28 protein-coding genes are annotated in these 25061 nt (G+C 47.1%); 13 read left to right on the top strand and 15 right to left on the bottom strand.

Annotated features, from left to right (window positions below):
• A complete protein-coding gene (gene rpsT, locus AOC21_RS08425) occupies positions 1–267 on the top strand; it encodes a 30S ribosomal protein S20 (protein WP_215391548.1) in 267 nt (88 codons plus the stop codon).
• A 73-nt stretch (positions 268–340) separates the two neighbouring features.
• Here the strand turns inward: rpsT and AOC21_RS08420 are convergent, their stop codons facing one another.
• Complete coding sequence (locus AOC21_RS08420; RefSeq protein WP_215391547.1) at positions 341–655, bottom strand: DUF3579 domain-containing protein; 315 nt, start codon at positions 653–655, stop codon at positions 341–343.
• 152 nt (positions 656–807) lie between these two features.
• Here AOC21_RS08420 and argF point away from each other — a divergent pair, with 152 nt between their 5' ends.
• From argF to AOC21_RS08405, 3 genes are all read left to right on the top strand, one after another.
• Complete coding sequence (gene argF, locus AOC21_RS08415; protein ID WP_215392799.1) at positions 808–1755, top strand: ornithine carbamoyltransferase; 948 nt, start codon at positions 808–810, stop codon at positions 1753–1755.
• Between the two features lie 51 nt (positions 1756–1806).
• Positions 1807–3039 (top strand): argininosuccinate synthase, encoded by a 1233-nt coding sequence (locus AOC21_RS08410; protein ID WP_215391546.1) that lies wholly within the window; start codon positions 1807–1809, stop codon positions 3037–3039.
• Between the two features lie 63 nt (positions 3040–3102).
• Positions 3103–3408 (top strand): pyrimidine/purine nucleoside phosphorylase, encoded by a 306-nt coding sequence (locus AOC21_RS08405; protein WP_215391545.1) that lies wholly within the window; start codon positions 3103–3105, stop codon positions 3406–3408.
• A gap of 45 nt (positions 3409–3453) precedes the next feature.
• Here AOC21_RS08405 and AOC21_RS08400 read toward each other — a convergent pair whose 3' ends face one another.
• The 3 genes from AOC21_RS08400 to AOC21_RS08390 all read right to left on the bottom strand — a co-directional run bounded on the left by AOC21_RS08400 (position 3454) and on the right by AOC21_RS08390 (position 4552).
• On the bottom strand, positions 3454–3801 hold the full coding sequence (locus AOC21_RS08400; protein WP_215391544.1) for a hypothetical protein: 348 nt from the start codon (positions 3799–3801) through the stop codon (positions 3454–3456).
• Between the two features lie 11 nt (positions 3802–3812).
• On the bottom strand, positions 3813–4265 hold the full coding sequence (locus tag AOC21_RS08395) for a DUF192 domain-containing protein (RefSeq protein WP_215391543.1): 453 nt from the start codon (positions 4263–4265) through the stop codon (positions 3813–3815).
• 83 nt (positions 4266–4348) lie between these two features.
• Positions 4349–4552: a cold-shock protein gene (locus AOC21_RS08390; RefSeq protein WP_011903586.1), complete on the bottom strand. Its 204-nt coding sequence runs from the start codon at positions 4550–4552 to the stop codon at positions 4349–4351.
• Positions 4553–4828: 276 nt separating this feature from the next.
• On the opposite strand from AOC21_RS08390, the gene clpS reads away from it, so the two are divergent.
• Genes clpS through AOC21_RS08375 form a run of 3 tightly spaced genes read left to right on the top strand, consistent with a single transcriptional unit; the run spans position 4829 to position 7763 of the window.
• Positions 4829–5185 (top strand): ATP-dependent Clp protease adapter ClpS, encoded by a 357-nt coding sequence (gene clpS / locus AOC21_RS08385; RefSeq protein ID WP_072582834.1) that lies wholly within the window; start codon positions 4829–4831, stop codon positions 5183–5185.
• A complete protein-coding gene (clpA, locus tag AOC21_RS08380; RefSeq protein ID WP_215391542.1) occupies positions 5182–7488 on the top strand; it encodes an ATP-dependent Clp protease ATP-binding subunit ClpA in 2307 nt (768 codons plus the stop codon). The genes clpS and clpA overlap by 4 nt, the downstream gene beginning before the upstream one ends.
• 41 nt (positions 7489–7529) lie before the next feature.
• Positions 7530–7763, top strand: coding sequence for a hypothetical protein (locus AOC21_RS08375; RefSeq protein ID WP_072582836.1), 234 nt, complete (start codon positions 7530–7532; stop codon positions 7761–7763).
• Positions 7764–7827: 64 nt separating this feature from the next.
• Here the strand turns inward: AOC21_RS08375 and dut are convergent, their stop codons facing one another.
• Genes dut through AOC21_RS08350 form a run of 5 tightly spaced genes read right to left on the bottom strand, consistent with a single transcriptional unit; the run spans position 7828 to position 13842 of the window.
• The gene (gene dut / locus AOC21_RS08370; RefSeq protein ID WP_215391541.1) at positions 7828–8277 is read right to left on the bottom strand and encodes a dUTP diphosphatase; all 450 of its coding nucleotides are present in this window, start codon (positions 8275–8277) and stop codon (positions 7828–7830) included.
• Positions 8278–8315: 38 nt separating this feature from the next.
• Positions 8316–9527 carry a bifunctional phosphopantothenoylcysteine decarboxylase/phosphopantothenate--cysteine ligase CoaBC gene (coaBC, locus tag AOC21_RS08365; protein WP_215391540.1) on the bottom strand — a complete coding sequence of 404 codons (1212 nt, stop codon included), beginning with the start codon at positions 9525–9527 and terminating at the stop codon, positions 8316–8318.
• Positions 9528–9536: 9 nt separating this feature from the next.
• Positions 9537–10028 carry a signal peptidase II gene (gene lspA / locus AOC21_RS08360; protein ID WP_215391539.1) on the bottom strand — a complete coding sequence of 164 codons (492 nt, stop codon included), beginning with the start codon at positions 10026–10028 and terminating at the stop codon, positions 9537–9539.
• A gap of 9 nt (positions 10029–10037) precedes the next feature.
• Positions 10038–12917, bottom strand: a complete 2880-nt coding sequence (gene ileS, locus AOC21_RS08355; protein WP_371817818.1) for an isoleucine--tRNA ligase — start codon at positions 12915–12917, stop codon at positions 10038–10040.
• Positions 12892–13842 carry a bifunctional riboflavin kinase/FAD synthetase gene (locus AOC21_RS08350; protein WP_215391537.1) on the bottom strand — a complete coding sequence of 317 codons (951 nt, stop codon included), beginning with the start codon at positions 13840–13842 and terminating at the stop codon, positions 12892–12894. The genes ileS and AOC21_RS08350 overlap by 26 nt, the downstream gene beginning before the upstream one ends.
• 39 nt (positions 13843–13881) lie before the next feature.
• Here AOC21_RS08350 and purN point away from each other — a divergent pair, with 39 nt between their 5' ends.
• Genes purN through AOC21_RS08335 form a run of 3 tightly spaced genes read left to right on the top strand, consistent with a single transcriptional unit; the run spans position 13882 to position 17289 of the window.
• Positions 13882–14511 (top strand): phosphoribosylglycinamide formyltransferase, encoded by a 630-nt coding sequence (purN, locus tag AOC21_RS08345; protein WP_215391536.1) that lies wholly within the window; start codon positions 13882–13884, stop codon positions 14509–14511.
• Positions 14508–16067 (top strand): RsmB/NOP family class I SAM-dependent RNA methyltransferase, encoded by a 1560-nt coding sequence (locus tag AOC21_RS08340; RefSeq protein WP_215391535.1) that lies wholly within the window; start codon positions 14508–14510, stop codon positions 16065–16067. Before purN ends, AOC21_RS08340 begins: the two co-directional genes overlap by 4 nt.
• Before the next feature lie 28 nt (positions 16068–16095).
• Entirely contained in the window at positions 16096–17289 is a 1194-nt protein-coding gene (locus AOC21_RS08335; protein WP_215391534.1) for an acyl-CoA desaturase, read from the top strand.
• A 63-nt stretch (positions 17290–17352) separates the two neighbouring features.
• Here the strand turns inward: AOC21_RS08335 and rpmG are convergent, their stop codons facing one another.
• The 3 genes from rpmG to radC all read right to left on the bottom strand — a co-directional run bounded on the left by rpmG (position 17353) and on the right by radC (position 18605).
• Entirely contained in the window at positions 17353–17520 is a 168-nt protein-coding gene (rpmG, locus tag AOC21_RS08330; RefSeq protein WP_015421876.1) for a 50S ribosomal protein L33, read from the bottom strand.
• Between the two features lie 11 nt (positions 17521–17531).
• Complete coding sequence (gene rpmB / locus AOC21_RS08325; protein WP_011903570.1) at positions 17532–17765, bottom strand: 50S ribosomal protein L28; 234 nt, start codon at positions 17763–17765, stop codon at positions 17532–17534.
• 141 nt (positions 17766–17906) lie between these two features.
• Complete coding sequence (gene radC / locus AOC21_RS08320; protein WP_251371494.1) at positions 17907–18605, bottom strand: DNA repair protein RadC; 699 nt, start codon at positions 18603–18605, stop codon at positions 17907–17909.
• A 30-nt stretch (positions 18606–18635) separates the two neighbouring features.
• On the opposite strand from radC, the gene AOC21_RS08315 reads away from it, so the two are divergent.
• Positions 18636–19082: a peptidylprolyl isomerase gene (locus AOC21_RS08315; RefSeq protein ID WP_215391532.1), complete on the top strand. Its 447-nt coding sequence runs from the start codon at positions 18636–18638 to the stop codon at positions 19080–19082.
• A 3-nt stretch (positions 19083–19085) separates the two neighbouring features.
• Positions 19086–20027, top strand: coding sequence for a 4-hydroxy-3-methylbut-2-enyl diphosphate reductase (gene ispH, locus AOC21_RS08310; protein ID WP_215391531.1), 942 nt, complete (start codon positions 19086–19088; stop codon positions 20025–20027).
• Positions 20028–20030: 3 nt separating this feature from the next.
• Here ispH and AOC21_RS08305 read toward each other — a convergent pair whose 3' ends face one another.
• Complete coding sequence (locus tag AOC21_RS08305) at positions 20031–21224, bottom strand: acetylornithine transaminase (RefSeq protein ID WP_215391530.1); 1194 nt, start codon at positions 21222–21224, stop codon at positions 20031–20033.
• A gap of 71 nt (positions 21225–21295) precedes the next feature.
• Positions 21296–22336, bottom strand: coding sequence for a CDP-6-deoxy-delta-3,4-glucoseen reductase (locus AOC21_RS08300; protein ID WP_215391529.1), 1041 nt, complete (start codon positions 22334–22336; stop codon positions 21296–21298).
• Between the two features lie 27 nt (positions 22337–22363).
• On the opposite strand from AOC21_RS08300, the gene AOC21_RS08295 reads away from it, so the two are divergent.
• Positions 22364–23260: an SDR family oxidoreductase gene (locus AOC21_RS08295; protein ID WP_251371493.1), complete on the top strand. Its 897-nt coding sequence runs from the start codon at positions 22364–22366 to the stop codon at positions 23258–23260.
• On the opposite strand, the gene AOC21_RS08290 is transcribed toward AOC21_RS08295, so the two are convergent.
• Positions 23241–25013 carry a glutamine--tRNA ligase/YqeY domain fusion protein gene (locus AOC21_RS08290; RefSeq protein ID WP_215391528.1) on the bottom strand — a complete coding sequence of 591 codons (1773 nt, stop codon included), beginning with the start codon at positions 25011–25013 and terminating at the stop codon, positions 23241–23243. The genes AOC21_RS08295 and AOC21_RS08290 overlap by 20 nt on opposite strands.
• Between the last annotated feature and the right edge of the window lie 48 nt (positions 25014–25061).

The raw sequence follows: 25061 nt of genomic DNA, 5'->3' as shown, positions 1-25061 counted from the left end.
ATGGCCAATACAGCACAAGCGCGCAAGCGTGCACGCCAAGCAGTAAAACAAAACGAACACAACTCCAGTTTGCGTTCAAAGCTCCGCACTTCCATTAAGGCAGTTCGTAAAGCTATCGAAACTGGTGACAAAGCTGCTGCAGCAAAAGTATTCTCAGCAACTCAGGCAACAATCGACAAGATTGCTGACAAAAAGATTGCTCACAAAAATACTGCAGCTCGTCAGAAGTCACGTTTGTCTGCAGCTATCAAGGCGATGGCAGCGTAATACAGTTTTAGTTTTAGGCTGGTCGAAGTAGTTTCGACCTAGGCCCGCTCCTCATCAGAGCGGGTTTTTGTTTTTAAGGCTGGGCTGGGGCTGTTGGGTTGAACTCACATGCCTCTTCGATCGGTAGGTCATTGTCTTTGGCAAAGTTCATGACAAAGTCTAGCGCTCGAGGATCTAGGTCTCTCAGTCGAGTATCGATAACAACGCATTTCACTTTTGCAATAAGCACTGGTCTGACATAGGGCGAATAAGTGAAGCGAGGGTCTCCGGAATCACCGGGAGGGCGAAAAGTAGCCATCACCCCGCACAGACGCTCTGCCCAATCGCTGGGCCGAAATGGTTTGCCAGAAGTGGTAATGCCTTGAATGAAAAGCTTTTTGTGGTTCAAGTTCGCGTAATGATGGTTGTAAGAAATAGTATTACTAAGTCCTCTAGCTTAACAGTCTGGGTTAGCCGTAAGATGACTTTAGGAGCTATTTTCGTGCAACCGAATGTTTGAAGAAAAAAATGCAAGCCAAAACTTTAGTAGAAAGCTCAACTATGACATCCCTGGCAAAGCCCCAAGCGCCCGGTAAGGTAAGGCACTACCTGCAGTTTTCTGACTTGACGCGGGAAGAGTATGACTACTTACTCAAGCGCTCGGCCTGGCTCAAGTCTAAATTTAAGAGTTACGAGACATGGCACCCTCTTCATGACCGTACTTTGGCAATGATTTTCGAAAAGCACTCCACTCGTACGCGCCTCTCCTTCGAGGCGGGCATTCATCAGCTTGGTGGTCATGCGGTCTACCTAAACACCCGCGATACCCAGTTGGGTCGTGGCGAGCCTGTAGAGGATGCTGCACAGGTGATTTCACGGATGACCGACATCATCATGATTCGCACCTTTGGGCAGGAAATCATTGAGCGCTTTGCTGCTAATTCACGCGTTCCCGTTATTAATGGCCTGACAAATGAATTTCATCCTTGCCAAGTCTTGGCCGATATCTTTACTTTTGTAGAGGCCCGCGGTCCGATTCAAGGTAAGACGGTAGCTTGGGTGGGTGATGCCAACAACATGGCTTATACCTGGCTTCAAGCGGCTGAATGTTTAGACTTCCAGTTACGCTTCTCTGCGCCGGAGGGTTATCAGTTAGATCCAGCGCGTTTGACTCCGAAAGCGGAAAAACACTTAACGATCTGCGTTGACCCTAAAGAGGCCTGCAAAGGCGCTGATTTGGTTACCACTGACGTATGGACCAGCATGGGTTATGAGGCTGAAAATACTTCGCGGATGAATGCCTTTCAGGACTGGATGGTTGATGAAGAGCTGATGTCCTTGGCTAAGCCAGATGCATTATTCATGCACTGCTTACCAGCCCATCGTGGTGAAGAGGTTTCTGCTGGAGTAATCGATGGCCCGCAAAGTATTGTGTGGGAAGAGGCGGAAAATCGTTTGCATGTTCAAAAAGCGTTGATGGAGTATTTGCTCTGCGGGCGTTTGGATTAAGTAATTTGTCTAAGTAAGTTGTTGAATAATTTTTTGATTGAATAAGAAAACATGTCCGATATTAAAAAAGCAGTCTTAGCGTATTCCGGCGGTCTAGATACCAGCGTGATCTTGAAGTGGCTTCAAGATACTTATGGCTGCGAGATCGTGACCTTTACGGCTGACTTAGGTCAAGGTGAAGAATTGGAGCCGGCACGTGCCAAGGCTTTGCAATTTGGCATCAAACCAGAAAATATTTTTATCGACGACTTGCGTGAAGAGTTTGTGCGTGACTTTGTATTCCCAATGTTTCGTGCGAATACGATTTATGAAGGCGAATACTTATTGGGCACATCCATTGCCCGCCCATTAATTGCTAAGCGTCAAATTGAGATCGCACGCTTAACTGGTGCTGATGCTGTATCGCATGGTGCTACTGGTAAAGGTAACGACCAGGTTCGCTTTGAACTGGGCTACTACGCTTTAGAGCCAGGAATTAAAGTGATTGCTCCTTGGCGTGAGTGGGATCTTCTCTCACGCGAGAAGTTAATGGCTTATGCAGAGAAGCATGGCATTCCAGTTGAAATGAAGCATAAGCAAGGTGGCTCACCATATTCCATGGATGCCAATCTCTTGCACATCAGCTACGAAGGCCGCCATCTAGAAAACCCAAATGCTGAAGCAGAAGAGTCAATGTGGCGTTGGACAACTTCTCCAGAGAAGGCTCCAGATGCCCCAGAAATTATTGAGATTGAATTTAAAGCGGGTGACCCAGTGGCTATTGACGGCAAAGCTTATAAGCCGCACGAACTATTGGCTGAGTTAAATCGTATCGGTGGTAAGCATGGCATTGGCCGTCTTGACCTAGTGGAAAACCGCTTTGTGGGTATGAAGAGCCGTGGTTGCTATGAAACCCCTGGCGGCACTATTTTGCTGAAGGCTCACCGCGGTATTGAGAGTATTACCCTGGACCGCGAAGTGGCTCACTTGAAGGATGACTTGATGCCACGCTATGCAAGCTTGATTTATAACGGCTTGTGGTGGGCGCCAGAGCGTCTTGCTTTGCAAACGTTGATTGATCACACACAACAAGCAGTAAATGGCGTGGTTCGTTTGAAGCTCTATAAAGGTTCTGTATCTGTGATTTCACGTGATTCAGCAAATACCTTGTTTGATCAAAACATTGCAACCTTTGATGATGACGGCGGTGCATATAACCAAGCAGATGCTGGCGGCTTTATTAAGCTCAATGCTTTGCGTATGCGTATTGCTGAAACGGCGAAACGCAAGCGTGCCAAGAAATAATTAAAAGTAAAACTAGTAAAAGCAAATAAACGATTAGAACTAAACAGAATAGAAGGAATGAGTATGCAATTTGATCAAGTTTCCGTAGGCAAGAAGGCTAATGTATTTTTTGATGGGAAGTGCGTTTCTCATACCGTGACATTGCCTAATGGCGTTCGTAAGTCAGTTGGCGTTGTCTTGCCAAGTACATTACGTTTTGACTTAAGCACTAAAGAGATCATGGAAGTGGTTGATGGCAATGCATTTGTCAGCATCAATGGCGCCCCTGAACAAGAGTTCAAGGCAGGTCAAAGCTGGGAAGTGGAAAAGGGCGGTTACTTCATTATTCGCGCAGAGCAACCAGTGCACTATGTTTGCCACTTTGAATAAAAGATCCTGCTTCAGAAAATAAAAGACCGCCCATGAGGCGGTTTTTTATTTTGAGTGACTCAGAATCTCGTGGCGCCAGAGAATGCCAAGCAAGATACCCGTAACCAATACTTCTGCATCGTTGATTAACCCTAGGACCCCATCAGGGCTGACTGGATTGGGTGAAAAGAAGATGAAAAACTCTAAGATGATCAGGGTCGCCGTAAAGGCTAGGCGCGCATAGCGATAGTGCCGTGAGCGGGGGTTATGAGTTACTTGATAGCGCTTATATAGATAAGCTAAAGCGAGTAGATTAAGGGTTAGAACAATCCATAAGCTATCGCTCATTTGGAACGGCGCCGTTACAAAATATAAGGCTGTGAGAAATGCCTGTAGGCCAATCAGTAAAAGCATATTTTTTAAGTTTATTTCCTAGGCAGTCCAGTAACTGTGGTTCCAGGCACGATCACTCTTTCCGAGAACCACTGCTTATTCATCTCCAAAGCATATCGTACAGCCACTTTGGGGCAGTGATTATTGGTGGTCTCAGCTTGCATCTCTTCAATATTTACAATCTTGCCGTCATCCGCAATGAATGCAATGGAAAGTGGAATCTTGGTGTTGCTCATCCAAAAGCAGTGCCCCGCTTTTTGTTCAAAAACAAATAGCATTCCGGAATTGGTTGGCATGCTAGTGCGGTTCATGAGCCCCACCTCTCTGGCCTTGGGAGTATCAGCCAGCTCGGCCTGAATGCGGTAGATGCCTGCTTTTAATTCAACGGTAGGCAGGCCAATGTTTACTTGGGCTTGTGCAAGGCCTAATCCTAGCAATGGAATAGTTAGTAGTAACTGGCGGAAGAGGTGAATTGATTTGTGCATGGGTGCATTTTAAGTGAGACAAATTGCAGACGAAAAAAAACCCAGGAACGAATCCTGGGTTTTTAATAATGATCTAAGGACTATTAAGCCGCTTGGATATTGGTAGCTTGCTTGCCTTTAGGACCTTGGGTAATGTCAAACGTTACCTTTTGGTTTTCCTTGAGGGTTTTGAACCCAGGCATAGTAATTGCGCTGAAATGCGCGAACAACTCTTCTTCACCATCATCAGGTTTGATAAAGCCAAAACCTTTTGCATCATTGAACCACTTAACAATTCCGGTCGCCATGCGAACTCCATTACATAAACTTAAAACAACCGTGATGAGGGTAAATACTTTTTAATCAGTCTCAATCCACAACACGCCTAAATAGAACCTCTCTTGAAGCCTACCCCCCGATTGTTTGCCCTTTTTGGAGGGGTGTCAAGGAGATATATGCCCCTACCCCCTAGTAATTACCCCTTTTTTTACAGAAAAATGCCCCAATATGGGTTTAAGAGGGGTTTTTGCGTGTTTTTCGCAACATGACCCCTGTAAATTAAAGTTTGGATATCTGTGTTTAGAATGTTTCTCATGAGTCGCGCACCAAAAAATCCCACTACTGGCAACCCCAGCAATCCGTACGTTGAAGATACCCTTCTGCTCGAAAAGCAAATCGAGCAAGTTAAGGCGCCTTCGATGTATAAAGTTTTATTAATGAATGACGATTACACACCCATGGAATTTGTGGTGATGGTGATTCAGGAGTATTTTAATAAGGATCATGAAACAGCTACACGCATCATGTTGCAAGTACATTTAGTTGGTAAAGGCGTTTGTGGGGTATTTACCCGCGATGTTGCTGCCACGAAAGTGCATCAAGTTATTGAACTCTCCCGTGAAGCGGGTCACCCACTACAGTGCACTATGGAGGAAGCATGATTGCCCAAGAATTAGAAGTGAGTTTGCACATGGCGTTTGTTGACGCAAGGGCATCCCGACATGAGTTCATCACAGTCGAGCATTTGCTCGCAGCCTTACTGGATAACGCTACTGCGGTAGAGGTCTTAAAGGCTTGCGCAGTCAATATCGCAGAGCTGCGTGCGCAATTGAAAAATTTTATTAACGACAACACACCTGTGGTGCCGGGTAATGATGAAGTTGATACGCAACCTACATTAGGATTTCAGCGTGTGATACAGCGCGCCATCATGCATGTACAGTCAACCTCAAATGGCAAGAAAGAAGTGACTGGCGCAAATGTATTGGTTGCCATCTTTGGTGAAAAAGATTCGCACGCGGTGTACTTCTTGCAGCAGCAGGGTGTTACACGTTTAGATGTGGTGAACTTCATCAGCCATGGCGTACGCAAAGATCAATCTGAGCATGTGAAGCCCGCAGAGCCTTCTCAGGAGACTGAGGAATCGAGTGCTTCTGGTAAAGAAAGCCCACTGGAGCAGTACACCCAGAACCTCAATGTCCTGGCTCGTCAAGGCAAGATTGACCCATTAATCGGGCGCGAGAGCGAAGTAGAGCGGGTTATTCAGGTACTCTGCCGTCGCCGCAAAAACAATCCGCTATTGGTGGGTGAGGCTGGCGTAGGTAAGACAGCCATTGCTGAGGGCTTGGCCTGGAGAATCGTAAAAGGTGACGTGCCTGATATTTTGGCCGATGCTACTGTTTACTCTTTAGATATGGGCGCCCTTTTAGCGGGCACTAAATATCGTGGTGATTTTGAGCAGCGCTTAAAGAGTGTTCTCAAATCACTTAAGGATCATGCGCACGGCGTTTTGTTTATTGATGAAATTCATACGCTAATCGGAGCGGGTGCTGCATCGGGCGGAACGTTAGATGCAAGTAATTTGTTAAAGCCTGCTTTGTCCAACGGTCAGCTGAAATGTATCGGTGCAACTACCTTTACTGAATATCGTGGCATCTTTGAAAAAGACGCAGCGTTATCACGTCGTTTTCAGAAGGTAGATGTTGTAGAACCGACAGTAGATCAAACAGTACAAATTCTGCGTGGCTTGAAGTCTCGTTTTGAAGAGCATCACAGCGTCAAGTATGCAGCTGGCGCTTTGGTGGCTGCCGCTGAGCTGTCTGCTCGCTATATCAATGATCGTCATTTGCCGGATAAAGCAATTGATGTTATCGATGAAGCTGGCGCTGCCCAACGTATTTTGCCAAAGTCTAAGCAGAAAAAAACCATCGGTCGTCCAGAGATTGAAGAGATCGTAGCTAAGATTGCGCGTATACCGCCACAATCTGTCACAGTGGATGATCGTAGTAAGTTACAGACCTTGGATCGCGATATTAAGAGCGTAGTCTTCGGTCAAGATCCTGCGATTGAGGCCTTAGCTAGCGCCATTAAGATGACGCGTGCTGGACTTGGCAAGATTGATCGCCCAATTGGATCTTTCTTGTTCTCTGGCCCTACTGGGGTTGGTAAGACTGAGGTGGCTAAACAACTTGCTTACATCCTTGGTATTGAGTTGCTGCGCTTTGATATGTCTGAGTACATGGAGCGTCATGCTGTAAGTCGTTTGATTGGTGCGCCTCCGGGCTATGTTGGCTTTGACCAAGGCGGCTTACTCACTGAGGCTGTCAATAAGAAGCCACATTGCGTGCTCCTGCTCGATGAAATTGAAAAAGCCCATCCAGATATCTTCAATATTCTCTTGCAGGTAATGGATCATGGCACGCTAACGGATAACAATGGTCGCAAGACTGACTTCCGTAACGTCATCATCATCATGACTACAAATGCTGGTGCCGAGGCGATGCAGAAATCCACGATCGGCTTTACCAACGCACGTGAGTCTGGCGATGAAATGGCGGATATCAAGAAGTTCTTCACACCAGAGTTCCGTAATCGTTTGGATGCCATCGTCTCCTTCAAGGCGCTTGATGAGTCCATCATCATGCGCGTGGTTGACAAGTTCTTAATGCAGCTGGAAGAACAATTGCATGAGAAGAAGGTAGATGCAACATTTAGCCCAGCATTGCGTGCTCATTTAGCTAAGCATGGCTTTGATCCGTTAATGGGCGCACGTCCGATGCAGCGCATCATTCAAGATACAGTGCGTAAGGCGCTTGCTGACGAGCTCCTGTTTGGCAAGTTAGCCCAAGGTGGTCATGTTGATGTCGATATTGATGCTGATGGCAAAGTTTTGCTGAACTTTGATGCCCCAGCATTGCCAGGAAAGCGTGCTAAAGCGGATGTAGCGCCAGCCGAAGAAATTTAATTAACTAACTTATTTAATAAATACAAGCCAAAAGGGAAAAAATGTCTCATCACGATAAATTACTAGAAGCCTTTGAAAATTACAAAGCTGAGAATGAGAAGTTTCAAGGTAAAGGCATTAAAGCTTCTGCAGCTCGTGCTCGTAAGGCTTTGCAAGAGATTGCTGGTTCTTGCAAAGAGCGTCGCAAAGAAATTACTGCTGAAAAAGAGTCTCGTGAAGGCGCTGGTGCAGGCATGTCACAAGATGCCGCTCGTAAAGCGCATATTCGTAAGTAAGCTACTCGCGTTAAAAGAAAAGCCACCTTCGGGTGGCTTTTTGTTGGCTAATTCTCGTTAATTTTTAGCTTCTACCGGTGCTTCCAAAGCCACCAGCACCACGACTGCTTTCGGTGAACTCTTCAACAACTTTGAGCTCGACTTGTTGTACGGGCATCACAACCAATTGAGCCAAGCGCTCCATCGGCTCAAGCTTAAATGGAGTTGAGCCACGATTCCAGGTGCTCACCATCAATTGGCCTTGATAGTCAGAATCAATCAAACCAACCAAGTTACCAAGAACGATGCCATGCTTGTGACCTAAGCCTGAGCGCGGCAGAATAAAAGCTGCATAGCGTGGATCTTCAACATAGATTGCTAGGCCTGTAGGCACTAATACAGTTTGACCGGGGGCAATTTCAATTGCCTCATCAATGCAAGCGCGCAGATCTAGCCCTGCACTTCCAGGTGTGCCATAAGTGGGCAGTTGATCGCGCATACGTTCATCGAGAATTTTTACTTGAAGAGATTGCATGAAATTTCCTAAAACTGGGAATGTAAGTAAAAAAGCGCTTAAATTTTCTTAGCGACTAGTTGAATAAGTTGACGTGCTAACTGTAGTTTCTCTGCCTTAGCAATTTTTTTGCTACCACCTGCATCGATAACAACCAATTGGTTAAGATCGCTACCAAAGGTATCAGGGCCAATGTTGCCAACAATCATTGGAACCCCCTTACGCTGGCGCTTTTCATCGGCATGTTTTTCTAGATCAGTAGATTCAGCTGCAAAGCCTACGCAGTATGGATGGGGCTTGCCGCCTTTGGTTTTTACAGTCTTGGCAACATCGAGAAGAATGTCTGGGTTAGAAATAAATTCTAAGTTCGGTGCTTGATTACCTTGCCGCTTGATCTTTTCCTTAGCTGGTTTAGCAATTCCCCAGTCGGCTACGGCGGCTACCGCAAAGAAGACATCGCAGTCTGTCGCGCTTAAGGTAGCCGCATGCATTTCTTTAGCACTAACTACGTTGGTGCGGGTGATGTTTCCAGTAGCCTGGAGTGGTGTATCCAGATCGCATGGTCCCGCAATGAGGTGGACTTGAGCGCCAGCCTCTAAGGCAGCGCGCGCAATTGCAAAGCCCATCTTGCCCGAGCTGTGATTAGTAATGCCGCGTACTGGATCAATTGCTTCGAATGTGGGGCCTGCAGTAATTAATACTTTTTTACCGGCTAATGTTTTTTTCTGAAAGAAGGCAATCACTTGCTCGGTAATTTCAGCGGGTTCAAGCATTCTGCCCATCCCCACTTCACCACATGCCTGAAAGCCGCTAGCAGGGCCTAGGAGGGCAACGCCATCATCAATCAATCTTTGTGCGCTTCTTTGTGTAGCGGCATGCTCCCACATTTGCTTGTTCATTGCTGGTGTGAGTAGTAAAGGGCAATCCCTCGCCAGGCAAAGTGTAGTCAACAGATCATCAGCCAGACCCAAAGAAAGCTTGGCCATCAAATCAGCGCTTGCAGGGGCAATCAAAATTGCATCCGCAGAGCGAGATAGCTCAATGTGCGCCATATTATTCGGAATAGTGCTGTCCCATTGACTTAAGTAAACCGGATTACCAGTGAGGGCTTGCATCGTTACTGGTGTCACAAATTGCTGCGCAGCCTCAGTCATGACTACTTGTACTGAGGCGCCTTCCTGCATCAATTGGCGCGCAAGCTCTGGGGCCTTATAGGCCGCTATACCACCAGAGATACCAAGAACGATCTTCTTATTGATAAGTGATTGCATGGCGCCAGCTTAATGGGATTGGGCAGATTTGCCAAATGACTTGCGTAACTCACCCCAAATGATGAGGGCAGCCCCAATGCAGATGGCGCTATCGGCGATATTAAATGCAGGCCAATGCCAGTTACCGTAATACATGTCTATAAAGTCAACTACAGCGCCATACATCACGCGATCTAAGACATTACCTAGTGCGCCACCCAAGATTAGGCTGAGAGCGGTACAAAGCAACCTGTCGCCCTGGCTTTTATACAGCAGCCAAATAATGTAGATTGAAGCTGCCAAACCAAGGATGGTAAAGAACCAACGTTGCCAACCGGAGCCTTGCGCCAAGAATGAAAACGCTGCGCCTGGATTAAAGAGTAGCAACCAGTTCAAGAAGGGGAGGACTGGTTCGGGCACGCCCATTTGTAAATTACTGAGCGCTGACCACTTGCTGAGTTGATCTAGCAATAGCACTATTACAGCAATTGCTAGATAACGAGGTAGAGCAAGACTTTTCATGAGGGTCTCTTAAGCGAAGAGGCGGTGATCACCATCACCAAAAAGGTTGCTTATGCAGCGACCACAGAGTTCGGGGTGATCAGCATTGCTACCCACATCTTTGGTGTGATGCCAGCAGCGGCCACACTTCTTATATTGGCTACCCCTTACCAATACTTCTAGACCTTCGTTGCTGAGTTCAATATTGGCGCTAGAAGTGATGGTGACAAAACGTAGATCATCTTCCAATGAGTGCAGGATGGCAAAGTCAACGTCACCCACTTTAATTGTGAGTTCGGCTTGAAGTGATGAGCCTACATTGCCTGCTTCGCGCTCAACTTCAATGGCCTTAGTGACTTCAGATCGGATTTCACGAATACGCTCCCACTTTGCAAGTAGTTCATCAGCATGGGTAATTTGCGGGAAATCACCAAACTCTTCCATAAAGATGGATTCAGCAGGTTTACTGCCTGAGCCATGAGGAAAATCCTTCCACGCTTCTTCTGCGGTAAAGGATAAGAATGGCGATAACCACTTCAAGAGATTGCGGGTGATATGGAATAGGGCATTCTGTGCTGCGCGACGATCGGGAGAGTCTGGTGCACTTGTATACAGACGGTCCTTAAGGATGTCTAAATAGAAGCCACCTAAATCTTCAGAACAGAAAGTCAACATGCGAGCAACTGCAGGTTGGAATTCATATGTCTTGTAGTGTGCCTCAACATCATTTTGGAGTTGGTTAGCAAGAGCAACTGCGTAGCGATCAATTTCTAGCCACTGATCAGCGGGCATTGTATGTTTGCTAGGATCAAAATCAGAAAGATTGGCTAGCAAGAAACGCAAGGTATTACGAATGCGACGATAACTCTCGGTCACGCGCTTGAGAATCTCATCCGAGATCGTCATTTCGCCAGAGTAGTCTGTAGAAGCTACCCACAAGCGAATGATCTCAGCACCTAACTTGTCTGCTACTTGTTGTGGTGCAATTACATTACCTACAGATTTACTCATCTTGCGGCCCTGGCCGTCGACAGTAAAGCCATGAGTTAAAAGAGCTTTGTATGGCGGCTTGCCATCGAGCATGGCGCCAGTCAGCAATGAGGAGTGGAACCAGCCGCGATGTTGGTCTGATCCCTCTAGGTATAGATCTGCCAAACGACCATTGGGCGTTTCTGCGTCCGCAGTTAATAGTTCATCACGGTGCGAACCGCGAATAACGTGCCAGTGCGTTGTACCAGAGTCAAACCAAACGTCTAAGGTATCTTTGTTCTTTTCGTATTGCGCAGCTTCATCACCAAGTAGGTCGGCAACTTCTAATTTTTGCCAGGCTTCGATACCTTCTTTTTCTACGCGCTTAGCGATTTCTTCAAGCAGTTCAACGGTGCGCGGATGTGGCTCACCGCTTTCCTTATGAACAAAGAAGGCCATTGGCACACCCCATTGGCGTTGACGTGACAAAGTCCAGTCAGGACGGTTGGCAATCATGCTATTAAGACGTTGTTTGCCCCAGGCCGGGAAGAACTCAGTGCTATCAATACCCGCTAACGCAGTCTCACGCAGGCTGGCTTTGCCATCAGATGGTTTCTTATCCATGCTTGCAAACCATTGTGAAGTGGCACGGTAAATGATGGGCGATTTGTGGCGCCAGCAATGCATGTACGAGTGGGTATAGGTTTTATCGCGCAAGAGGCTGCCAGCTTCACGCATCGCTTCTACAATTTTAGGATTGGCTTTCCAAATATATTCGTTGGCGAAGAGTGGTAGCCAGGATGCATACACACCATTACCCATCACTGGATTCAGAATATCTTTGTCAGCAAGCTTGTTGGCTTTGCAGGATTTAAAGTCTTCCTCACCGTAAGCTGGTGCTGAGTGAACAATGCCTGTGCCAGTATCAAGCGTGACGTATTCAGCGGGATAGATTGGTGAGAGGCGTTTGTAGCCTTCATGCAATGAAGCAAGCGGATGCCAGAAGGAGATATTCGCTAATTGAGCACCTTGGCAAGCGGCAATTACCTTGCCCTCCAAGCCGTAATCTTGCAAGCAAGTTTCAACGCGATCTTTTGCCAGAATCAGCAACTTATCACCAACATCCACCAGTGCATAAGCTAGTTCTGGATGAACGTTCATTGCCTGATTGGCAGGAATAGTCCATGGAGTAGTTGTCCAGATGACAATTTGACCTGGCTTGTTTGGAAGCTCGGTAAGGTTGAATGCTTTAGCTAATTGTGGGCGCTGCGCATCATCGAATGCAAAACCAACGTCCACAGTTGGATCAGTCTTGTCCTGGTATTCCACTTCAGCTTCTGCAAGTGCAGAGCCACAATCAAAGCACCAGTTCACCGGCTTTAAGCCACGGAATACATAACCTTTTTCCCAGATCTTCCCAAGGGCGCGGATTTCATCGGCCTCGTTACGGAAGTTCATGGTGAGATAGGGGTTATTCCAATCTCCCAGTACACCCAAGCGCTCAAAATCTTTCTTCTGTTTTTCTACCTGAACATGAGCATAAGCACGCGCCTTCGACTGCACTTCGGCAGTAGGTAAATTTTTGCCGAACTCTTTTTCAATCTGAATTTCAATTGGCATGCCATGGCAATCCCAGCCAGGTACATACACAGAATCAAAACCCATGAGCCAGCGAGACTTGACGATCATGTCTTTCAGAATCTTATTGACTGCATGACCAATATGAATATCGCCGTTGGCATATGGAGGACCATCATGCAAGATGAACTTCGGTTGATTGGCATGAGCAGCACGAATTTTTTCGTAGAGCTTATTTTTCTGCCATCCAGCAACCCACTGTGGCTCGCGCTTAGCTAGATCTCCTCGCATGGGGAAGGAGGTGTCTAGAAGATTGACGGGATATGAGTTTTCTTTTTCAGACATAAGCTTTTTTCTGGAAATAATTTCTGGCATGCGCTGCATCTGCTGCAATCGCTTGTGTAAGGGTTTCGAGGTCGGGATACTTTGCCTCGTCACGGATTTTTTCTAAGAGTTCTACGGTAATAATTTTTCCGTAAACATCCGCGTTGTAATCAAAAATATGGGTCTCTAGCAAGACTCTGCCTTCATCCTCTACTGTGGGCCTTACGCCCAAGCTGGCAACCGCAGGCAGGGGCTGATCACCCAAGCCTAAAACCTGCGCAGTAAAGATTCCAGTTGTTGCTAGTTTGCGATGGTGTAGATGATTGGCAACCGCTAAGTTGAGGGTAGGGAAGCCAAGTTGACGTCCAAGTTGCTGACCATGAATAACATGACCAGAAATTCCGTAAGGACGACCCAATAACTTTTCAGCTAGCTCCATGTCTCCATTTGCAAGCGCAGCTCGCAATGCCGAGCTGGAGATGCGTTCGCCATTTTCTTGAATGGTTTGGATGCTAGATACTTCAAAACCATATTTTTCACCAGCAGCTTTTAAGCTAGCAAAGTTGCCGGCGCGTTTCGCCCCATAGCAAAAATCATCGCCAATCAAAATCCATTTGGCATTCAGTCGCTTGACAATAATTTCTGAAACAAATTCTTCGGGTGAAAGCTTGGCAAATGCAGAATTGAAATGTTCGACAACAACACGATCAATTCCAAGGTCGGCAAGCGCAGCCAATTTATCGCGCAAATTCAGAATGCGTGGTGGCGCCTGCTCTGGGGAGAAGAATTCTTTTGGATGCGGCTCAAAGGTCATGACGCAAGTGACGAGCCCCCGCTCTTTGGCGCCATCAACGAGCTCTTTCAGCAGGGCGCGATGACCCCTGTGCACGCCATCGAAATTACCGATGCTGAGGGCACAAGCTGGTCCTGCAGAAAACTGGGTGGGGCCACGGAATACGTTCACAAAATCGCTTTCAGGGTAGCCATCAATTATATTGTGGGCATGCCTTCTATCGTCACCTTAATCTCCGGCCGCGGATCTAATTTCGAGGCCATTGTTAAAACTGCCCAAAAAGAGCAATGGCCGGTCACATTTGCTGGGGTCATAGCGAATCACTCTGCGGCTAAGGGCCTTGATTTTGCTCGTTCGCAGGGTATTCCGGCCTTTGCCATTGACCATAAGGCACACGCCACTCGCGAAGCCTTTGATGCCGCCTTAATTGAGCAGATTGATGCTTTGGGGGCTGATTTAGTCGTATTGGCCGGCTTTATGAGAATTCTGACCCCAGGCTTTATTCGCCATTTTGAGGGCCGATTGATCAATATTCACCCTGCTTTATTGCCTGCCTTCCCTGGTTTGCATACCCACGAGCGAGCTCTGGAGGCCGGGGTCAAGGAGCACGGTGCCACCGTTCACTTTGTGAATGAAGGCGTAGATGAGGGGCCGATTATTTGTCAGGCCTCCGTTCCGGTGCTTGAGGATGATGATCCTGACACTCTAGCTGCCCGTGTTTTAGCTGCTGAGCATCAAATTTACCCGCGGGCCGTAAAATGGTTCCTCGATGGACGATTGCGAATAGAAGGTAATCAAGTGAAGTTACAACCCCCGGAGTCGCAATTTTTTAAATTATGAGTGCAGAACGTCCACCCCGCAGATCTGGCAGCAGACTAGCCCCCCACAAAAGTTACGCAACGAAATCGAAAGATCCGCTGCGTCGTCCTGAGCGTCGTAATGCCAGTGGCAACTTGATTGCACCTGAAGGTCAAAAGAATTTCTCTAATGCAAAAGCATTGCCACAGCATGCAATTCATCTAGAGCGCTTGCTTCCTGAATTGCTGAGTTTTGAACAGCCGGCTGACCGAGTTGTCAGTCGTTATTTCAGAGAAGAGAAACAGCTTGGAAATCGTGATCGTGCATTGATTGCGGAGAGTGCTTTTGCAATCTTGCGTCGTAAAAATGAGTTCTCTCAGTTTGCCTCTAGTGGTGAAGGGTCACAGCCCAGACGCTTAGCCCTATTGGGCTTGCTGTCCGCTTTATCTGAAGGTGGATTGGGTTCTGCCAATCGTGCAGAGAGTGCCATTGCTGACTTAGCACATGTACTCAAGCCTGGCGAATACGAATGGTTGCAACGTTTTGCGACGGTAGATCCTGCTGCATTAAATCCCCTCGTTCGTAATAATTTGCCAGAGTGGTTGTGGGATGCGTTTGGTCAATATCCCGGTGAAGATACTCGTGAAGAGCTTGCGAAATCTTTAATGTATCCAGCGCTGTTGGACCTCCGTGCAAACACCATGAAAACCAATCGCGAAGAATTGCTCGCGCAAATGAATGCATTGGGTGGTCGCTACCAAGCAATCCCAACTCCATACGCGCCTGATGGTGTTCGTATCATGGGTAAACCTGCTTTACAAAACACTCCAGGCTTTAAAGCGGGTATGTTTGAGGTCCAGGATGAAGGTAGTCAACTCTTGGCGTACTTGCTTGCACCAAAGCGTGGTGAGATGGTTGTGGACTTTTGTGCCGGAGCCGGCGGCAAGACTTTGGCAATTGGAGCGATCATGCGCTCCACAGGCCGTTTGTATGCCTTAGATACATCAGAGCGTCGCTTGGCCAATTTAAAGCCGCGACAGGCCCGCAGTGGGCTCTCAAACGTGCATCCCGTGTGGATTGATAGTGAGAATGACGCCAAGATCAAACGCTTGGCTGGCAAGATTGATCGCGTTTTAGTTGATGCCCCTTGTAGTGGCATGGGTACTTTACGACGCAATCCTGACCTAAAGTGGCGCCAAACCCCAGCAGGGGTGCTGGAACTTAACCAAAAGCAGAGAAGTATCTTGGCCTCTGCAGCCCGTTTATTAAAACCAGGCGGACGCTTGGTGTATGCCACCTGCAGCTTATTGCCTCAAGAAAACCAGGCCATTGCAGAGGAATTTTTGGCAAACCATCCGCAATTTGAGGCTGTTCCAGCCGCAGAAGTTCTTAAGCCATTGTTTCCAAAGGAAAAATTACCTTTAGGGTGCAGTCTAGATAATCCTTGGTGGCAATTGTGGCCACATATTCATGGCACTGACGGTTTCTTTGGCGCAGTGTTCCAAAAGAAAGCCGCCGCCCCAGTTCCTGAGTCTGAAAAAGACGATCAAAAAGAGACTAAGGTCAAAAACAAGAAGACCCCTAAAGAACTAAAATAGAGTTTTAGACCTCTTTAGGGATTCCCTTTTGAATACAGCTTCAGGTTTTGATTTATTCCTCCATTGGATCGCGAATGGATATTTAGATTGGTCGTGGTGGCAGATTCTTGTTTTCACTCTGATCGTCACTCACATCACGATTGCAGCAGTAACTATTTTCTTGCACCGTTGCCAAGCTCATCGTGCTTTAGATCTGCATCCCATCGTTTCTCATTTTTTCCGCTTTTGGCTTTGGCTAACTACAGGCATGGTTACCAAAGAATGGGCTGCGATTCATCGCAAGCATCATGCCAAATGTGAAACGGTTGACGATCCACATAGCCCACAAGTTTTAGGAATCAATACCGTGCTCTCTCGTGGTGCTGAGCTCTATAAAAAGGAAGCCGCCAACCAGGAGACTTTAGATAAGTTTGGTCACGGCACTCCAGATGACTGGGTCGAGCACAACATTTACTCTAAGTTCTCTTGGCAGGGTGTTGCCATCATGCTCATCATTGATGTGTTTTTGTTTGGCGCAATTGGCTTGACCGTATGGGCGGTGCAAATGCTGTGGATCCCCATTACTGCTGCTGGAGTAATTAACGGCATCGGCCACTATTGGGGCTATCGCAATTTTGATAACGAAGATGCATCCAGAAATATTGTGCCTTGGGGTATTTTGATTGGTGGCGAAGAGTTGCACAATAATCACCACACTTTTGCAACCAGTGCGAAGCTATCTAATAAATGGTACGAGTTTGATATTGGTTGGATGTATATCCAAATCATGAGCGCGGTTGGCTTGGCAACTGTGAAGAAGACTCCACCTAAGCCAGTGTTAAGCGACTTGCGTCCTGCCGATCAAAATACTCTTGAAGCCATTATTGCGAACCGCTATGAAATTATGGCGCGCTATAGCAAGACATTGCGCAGTTTTTTCAATAATGAAGTGCAGCACATGCAGGTGTTGGCATCCCATTTAAGTGATGCTCGCACATGGTTAGCTAAAGATGAAACTCGTTTAACTGAGCAAGAAAAAGCAAAGCTAGAAGAGTTAATGGCAAGCAATGCGCAGTTACGCAAGATGATTGAGATGCGCCGTGATCTACAAGCTATCTGGGGTCGCTCTAATGCCACCAAAGAGCAATTGCTCTCTCAGTTGCATACATGGTGTCAGCATGCAGAAGAAAGTGGTTTAACGAGTCTGCGTGAGTTCTCTTTGAGATTGCGTCGTTACGCTTAAGGAATTTCTAGATAATAAAAAACCCGCTGATGTAGCGGGTTTTTTATTTGCTGAAAGAAGTAATTACTTCAGCTTTGTTTCTTTGTAAGCAACGTGCTTGCGAATGGTTGGATCAAACTTCATGATCTCCATTTTCTCAGGCTTAGTACGCTTGTTTTTTGAAGTTGTGTAGAAGTGACCAGTACCTGCTGATGACTCTAACTTGATTTTTTCTCTGCCGCCTTTAGCCATTTATGCGCTCCTTAAATTTCGCCACGTGCACGTAGATCAGACAACACAGCATCGATGCCGTTCTTGTCGATAACGCGCAAACCAGCATTGGTTAAGCGCAAGCTAATCCAGCGGTTTTCAGATTCAACCCAAAAACGGCGATTTTGCAAATTCGGCAAAAAGCGACGCTTCGTTTTATTGTTTGCATGGGATACATTGTTGCCAACCATCGGCTTCTTCCCAGTGACTTGGCAAACTTTTGCCATGACATAACTCCATTAATTGCGAAAAAAGAAGATTGTATCAGTCCCAGCCTATTTTGGGCTAGCTCTAATTCGCTTTGTTGGCCGAGATGTTGATATAACAAGTAGATCGGGGGGTGAAATAAGCAAATAAGTTAGTAATTACTATCGTTTATTGGCATTATTCATAAGACCAGAGTCTGAAAAAGAGAAAAAACCACTGCCACTGACAATGCAGTGGTCTAGGAGCTGAATATCTACCATTTGCAAGGCGTTTTCTAGCACCTTGGTAAGTTCTTGGTCTGCATCGCTAGGTAATGGGTTGCCGCTGGGATGGTTGTGAGCCACGATCAAGGCGCTAGCATTCTTGGCCAGAGCTTCTTTCAGGATTTCGCGGGGGTAGATCGCCGTCTGGGTAATGGAGCCCCTAAAAAGCTCCTCGCATTCGATGAGATGGAGGCGTGAGTCTAGGTAGAGGCATAGAAAGACCTCGTGCGGCAGGCGGCCAATTTTGGCCTGTAAGAACTCCCTAACGTGGTTCGGTGATGAAAAGATGGGGTCCTGGCTAAGACCATCCTCCAGGCTGCGTTTAACCAGCTCATATGCCGCTTGAATTTGAGACCATTTAGATAGCCCCATGCCATGAATGCGGGTGAGCTCTTCAGGAGTGCTGGCTAACAGTCGAGGCAGGCTTCCAAAGTGATGTAGTAGATCCTTAGCTAGGGCAACGGCACTTTTACCCTTTACCCCAACACGTAAAAAGATGGCAAGAAGTTCAGCGTCAGAAAGTGCTGCGGCGCCTTTTAAACGAAGCTTCTCCCTGGGCTGTTCATTTTTTGGCCAGTTCGTAATGGGGGAGTGCACAGCAGGCGCAGGCCTAGATACAATCACCTTATGACTAAGCTTACCGTTTTGCCTAATTCCTTTCTGACTCTCAACTATCGGCTTACCTTGCCTAGCGGGGATGATTACATCAACACATTTATCGATCGTCCTGCGACGGTTTTGATGGGATCTGGACAATTTGCTCCTTGCTTTGAAAAGGTCTTGCTGGGTTTGGGTGTGGGTGAGAAAAAAAGTGCGCTGCTTGCGCCTGAAGAAAGTTTTGGGGAGCGTAAAGAAGATTTAGTGCAATGGGTTTCTCTGCAAGCGCTCAAAGAGGGTCGCGATGATGATGCGGAATTTAATCCAGGTGATGTGATTGAGTTCAATGCGCCAGGCGGTGCTCAATATGCCGGTGTACTGCAATCGATTAATGATGAGGGTGCTTGGTTCGACTTTAATCACCCCTTGGCAGGTAGGCCCGTAACATTCGAAGCAGAGATTGTGGCGATTCTGTAAAACATGGGTACTTCTAATAACGCAGAAATTTTGATGGCTCAACCGCGTGGCTTTTGCGCGGGGGTTGATCGTGCGATTAATATCGTCAATGAGGCACTCATTCGTTTTGGTGCCCCTATATATGTACGTCATGAAATTGTTCATAACGCTTATGTGGTGAATGAGTTGCGCGATAAAGGCGCAGTATTTGTCGATGAACTGCACGAGGTTCCTAAAGGGGGCATCGTTGTATTCAGTGCTCACGGCGTTTCTCAGGAAGTGCGCAAAGACGCTGAAGCAAGGGGTTTGCAGGTGTATGACGCTACCTGCCCCTTGGTTACCAAGGTTCACCTCGAAGTTGTCAAAATGTGTAAGGACGGCTTTACTGTATTGATGATTGGACATGCGGGTCACCCTGAGGTTGAGGGGACTATGGGGCAGGTCAAGGAAGGCGTGTTCTTAATTGAAAAGATTGGTGATGTGAGCTCTTTGCCATTCCCGTCTGATGAGAAGATCGCATTTGTTACCCAGACGACACTCTCAGTAGATGAGACGAAAGAAATTGTCGAAGCATTAACTAAAAAGTTTCCCAATATTGTTCAGCCTCGCAAACAAGATATTTGTTATGCCACTCAGAATCGTCAAGATGCTGTGAAATTTATGGCGCCTCAGGTTGAGGTGGTCATTGTGGTGGGAAGTGCGACGAGCTCGAACTCTAATCGTTTGCGTGAGCTTTCTGAAAAGCTGGGCGTACCGTCTTACATGGTAGATGCCCCAGAGCAACTCAAGCCGGAATGGTTTGCTGGAAAAAAACGGGTTGGTTTAACTGCCGGCGCATCAGCGCCAGAGAGTCTAGCCCAATCTATTGTTAATCGAATTCAGGAGTTTGGTCCGAGACAGGTTCGGGCGCTTGATGGAGTGGTAGAGGAGGTTACTTTTTCTCTACCAAAAAACTTGGTTGGATAGAAATTAGCTAGCCTGCTTCAAGAGTTCACGCAGCATGCCACACATCTGACGAATTTCATCATCAGACACATTTAAGGCTGGCATAAAGCGTAATAAGTTTGGTCTAGGCGAGTTAATCAACAAGCCTTCAGGGCTGCGGTCACGTGCAAGTTCAACGAGTTTTGGGCCAATGTCTTTTCCAAGCATCAATGCGCGCAATAAGCCTTCACCACGCTCACCTTCGAGGTTAAATTCTGCACAAAGCTTGAGTAATTCAGACTTCAGTAACTCGCCTTTGGCTTTGACACTATCCAAAAAGCCTGGGGCTAACAGTTGCTCAATCACGCTAATGCCAACAGCAGTCATGAGAGGATTGCCGTTATAGGTTCCACCTTGATCACCCGGCACAAAGCAAGCCACTGCATCGGTTGCCAATAGTGCTGCCAGAGGCACGCCACCACCAATACCTTTACCCAAGGTCATGATGTCTGGCTCAATGCCGTAGTTTTGATAAGCAAAGAGTGTGCCGGTGCGCCCACAACCAGCTTGCACTTCATCGGCAATTAACAGAATATTATTTTCTTTGGTGAACTTACGTAGCTCACGCATAAATTCTTGAGTAGCTGGAATGACGCCGCCTTCGCCCTGAACAGGCTCAAGCATTACCGCAACCGTTTTATCGGTCACCAGTTTTTTAACTGACTCCAAATCATTTAAATCTGCCTTAGGAAAGCCCGCTACTTGTGGAGCAAACATCGTATCCCAGTTAGGTTTGCCGGAAGCGCTCATCGTTGCCAATGTGCGCCCGTGAAAGCTGTGATCAAAGGTAATGATTTCAAAAGCACCAGATTTATTAATCTGACCCCATTTGCGAGCGAGCTTAATCGCGCCTTCGTTTGCTTCTGCTCCACTATTGGCAAAGAAGACTTTGTCAAAGCAGCTATTTTGTGTGAGTAGATTGGATAAACCAATCATGGGGTCGTTATAAAACGCCGGGCTTGGATTAATGAGCTTTTTTGCTTGCGCATTAAGTGCCTCAATCATTCCTGGATTGCCGTGACCCAAGCAATTAACTGCCCAACCTTGCAGGAAATCCAGATAGCGTTTGCCATTGTTGTCTGTCAGCCATGAGCCATTGCCTTCGACCATGATCACTTCAGGGCGTGGGGTAATGAACATCACTGAATGATGATCGATGGCTTGAGTTGGCTTATTCATGCTGATTTAGTGGTCAATAAGGTCAAATGAGGTGTCTATTATCCAACTGAATGGGATTTATGGCGCAGGACTTATACAGTCGCCAAATCAGCTGCACTGGTGAAGGAGTCGGCAAAGAACTCTTCTTCTGGCAATTGACACTTAGCTGAGAAGTCATTTCTGGCGGCATTGACCATTACTGGGGCGCCGCAGGCATAAACCTGAAAGCTCTTCATATCCGGATGATCCGTCATTACGGCTTGGTGCACAAATCCTGTGCGACCCTGCCAAGCATCTTCCGGTAAGGCATCAGAAATCACGGGGATGTACTTAAAGTCAGGTATTTCTGTTTCCCAGGATTTACACAAATCTTCTAAATACAAATCGCTTGGGCGACGACCACCCCAGTACAGATGAATAGGTCGATGAATTTTCTTTGCCTGCATTTGTTCAATGATGGATTTGATTGGTGCAAAGCCTGTGCCAGCAGCGACAAAGATGATGGGTTTTTTAGAATCTTCTCTTAAGAAGAAGCTTCCCAATGGACCCTCAAAGCGAAGAATATCTTTTTCTTTAAGGGCTGGTGTAACAGAACCAAATACGAAGTCGGTGAATAGGCCGCCAGGCAAATGACGGATATGCAATTCGAGAGGGCCCTCTTGCTCAGGCGCATTGGCAATCGAGTAAGCACGGCGTTGACCATCTTTGAGTAGAAACTCTAAATATTGCCCAGCTAGGAATTGGAAGCGTTCGGCAGCGGGCAATTGCAGTTTCAGGATAGCAACATCGCTGCTAGGCTTGCTAATCGTGTTGACGCGACAGGGCACCTTCCGAATCGCAATATCGCCCGCACCTTGGACTTCACGCGCTTCAATCAAAAGGTCTGATTGGGGATGGGAGCAGCAAAATAGAATGCCACCTGCAGTCTCTTCAGCTTTACCCAGAGCACTTTCACTATGCTGGCCATGAGTCACTTGACCCTCTAAAACCTTACCCTTGCAGGAGCCGCAGGCACCATTTTTACAGCCATAAGGCAGATTAATGCCTTGACGAAGAGCGGCCTCCAGGAGATTTTCATCTGGATTAACGGTAAATTGTTTGCCGCTCGTTTTGAGCGTGACTTGGTAGGACACTCTCATTCCTTTCAATAAATCGTTACGATGTCACTTATGCAATCTTTTGGTAAACCTTCAATCCTGATTATTGGCTGCGGAGATATTGGTCTTCGGGTAGCTAAACAGCTTTCTCGAAGTCATCGTGTATTTGCACTCACTTCTCAACAGAATCGCTTTCAGGAGTTGAGGGAGGTTGGCGCGATTCCTGTTTTGGGTAATCTGGATCATCCAGAGTCTTTGTGGCGCCTCAGTGGTTTAGCTCAAACCGTGATTCATCTGGCGCCACCTCAAAATGGTGGAAATCGTGATTGCCGAACCCGCAACCTAATGCGAATTTTAGCCCAAGGATCCAATGCCGTCAGGCGCCTAATCTACATCAGCACCACAGGCGTCTATGGTGACCATAGGGGCGGCAAGGTGAGTGAAGCAACCCCAGTGAGCCCCCAAAGTGAGCGTGCTCAAAGAAGGGTTGATGCAGAGCGGGCGCTCCGTTTGTGGGCGCCAGCCCATGGGGTGGCTTTAACGATTCTGCGTGTCCCAGGGATTTACGCTGCTGACCGTCTGCCAATTGAACGACTACAGGCCAAAACACCGGCGCTACTCCCTGCAGAGGATGCTTACTCAAACCATATCCATAGTGAAGATTTGGCGAGGCTAGTATGCGCTGCGGTCTATCACGGCAAACCCCAGCGCATCATTAATACCTGTGATGGTGGTGAAACCAAAATGGGTGATTACTTCGATGAAGTGGCAGATGCTTTTGGGCTGGAAAGACCGGCTCGCTTGCCTGGTAATGAGTTGCAAAAAATCGTTAGCCCGATGCTGTGGTCTTTTATGCGCGAGTCACGCAGAGTGACTAATAGTCGCTTGCATGAACTCAAAACACCACTTCGCTATCCCAGCGTGGGACATTTTCTGAAAACTATTTCCAGGAATCCTTAAGGCCAACAGTACGGTTAAACACCGGCTTGCCAGGTTTGGAATCATTCTTATCAGCAACAAAGTATCCATGTCTCTCAAACTGAAGACGATCTTCAGCTTTGATATCTTTCATGCAAGGCTCTAAATAAGCGTCAATGGTTTGCATGGAGTTTGGATTGATTGCGTCCAAGAAATTCTTATCACCGCTATCTGGATGCGGGTCCGTAAAGAGGTGATCGTATAAGCGCACTTCAGCTGGAATCGCTTCAGCAGCGCTGATCCAATGAATATTGCCCTTAACCTTGTAATTGTTGGAGCCGGCGGTACCGCTTTTACTGTCAGGGAAGTGAGTCACATTGACTTGGGTCACATTACCTTGTGCATCAGTTTCAAAACCAGTGCACTCAACTACAAATCCATGGCGTAAGCGGACGCGGCTACCAGGCTGATCGCCAATAGGTGGATACAGTCTGAAGAATCCTTTAATAGGCTCTTGCATAAAGTCATCCGCTTCAATCCACAGTTCACGCGTGAAATTAAATTCGCGATTGCCCCACTCTGGATGGTTAGGGTGGCGCGGAGCAGAACAAGCTTCTTTTGCTGAGGCATCAAAGTTTTCCACAACGAGCTTGAGTGGTTTGAGTACTGCAGTAGCGCGCGGCGCTCTTGCCTCTAGATCGTCACGCAAGGCCTGATCTAAGGTGCTCATATCAATCCAGCTATCTGCTTTAGAAACACCGATACGCTCGCAGAACAAACGAATACTCTCCGGGGTGTAGCCGCGACGACGAATACCAACGATCGTTGGCATGCGTGGATCATCCCAGCCATCTACATGTTTTTCTTCAACCAGCTGCAAGAGTTTGCGCTTGCTGGTGATGGTGTAAGTCAGATTGAGACGAGCGAATTCATATTGATGCGGCACTGGGTCTTTAAAGACACCAAGTTCCTTTAGGGAATTCACAATCCAATCATAGAGTGGACGGTTATTCTCAAACTCTAGGGTGCATATGGAATGAGAGACGTTTTCTAGGGCATCTGAGATGCAATGGGTAAAGTCATAAAGCGGGTAAATACACCATTTGCTACCGGTACGATGGTGATCAGTATGGCGAATGCGATAAACCACAGGGTCGCGCATCACGATGTTCGGGTGCGCCATATCAATCTTCAGGCGCAGAACATGTTCGCCATCTTTGAACTTGCCATCACGCATGTCACGGAACAGTTGTAGATTTTCTTCTGGGCTGCGATCACGATAAGGACTATTTTTCCCTGCTTGACCAAAGTTGCCGCGATTAGTGTGGATGTCATCCGCGCTTTGGCTATCAACATATGCTTTGCCATTCTGAATCAGGATCTCGGCAAGCTCATACAGTTTGTCAAAGTAGTCACTTGCGTGATAAAGATGGGTTCCCCAATCAAAGCCTAACCATTTCACTGCATCCAAAATACTGTCAGCGTACTCAACATCCTCTTTTACCGGATTAGTGTCATCCAGGCGCATATTGCAACGAGCGCCGCCAGCTTGATTGTTGTAATCAGCGGCTAAACCAAAGTTCAGGCAAATACTTTTGGCGTGACCAATATGCAGGTAGCCATTTGGCTCAGGCGGAAAACGGGTAATGATGGATGGAATAGCTTCCCCAGCCAAATTCGTGCGCTGTGAAAAGGCTCCGCTTGCCAAGTCATGGTCAATGATCTGGCGTAAGAAGTTAGACGGTTCGGCTACAGCGCCGGTATTTGCTTTGGAGGGCTTGCTATCTTGGGACATAGCCACATTGTAGAGAAAACCCCTGGCCCATAAAGAAAAAGCCCGCAA

This window comes from Polynucleobacter sp. VK25 (assembly GCF_018687355.1).
GTDB lineage: Bacteria > Pseudomonadota > Gammaproteobacteria > Burkholderiales > Burkholderiaceae > Polynucleobacter.
This window is presented reverse-complemented; position numbering and strand designations above follow the sequence as displayed.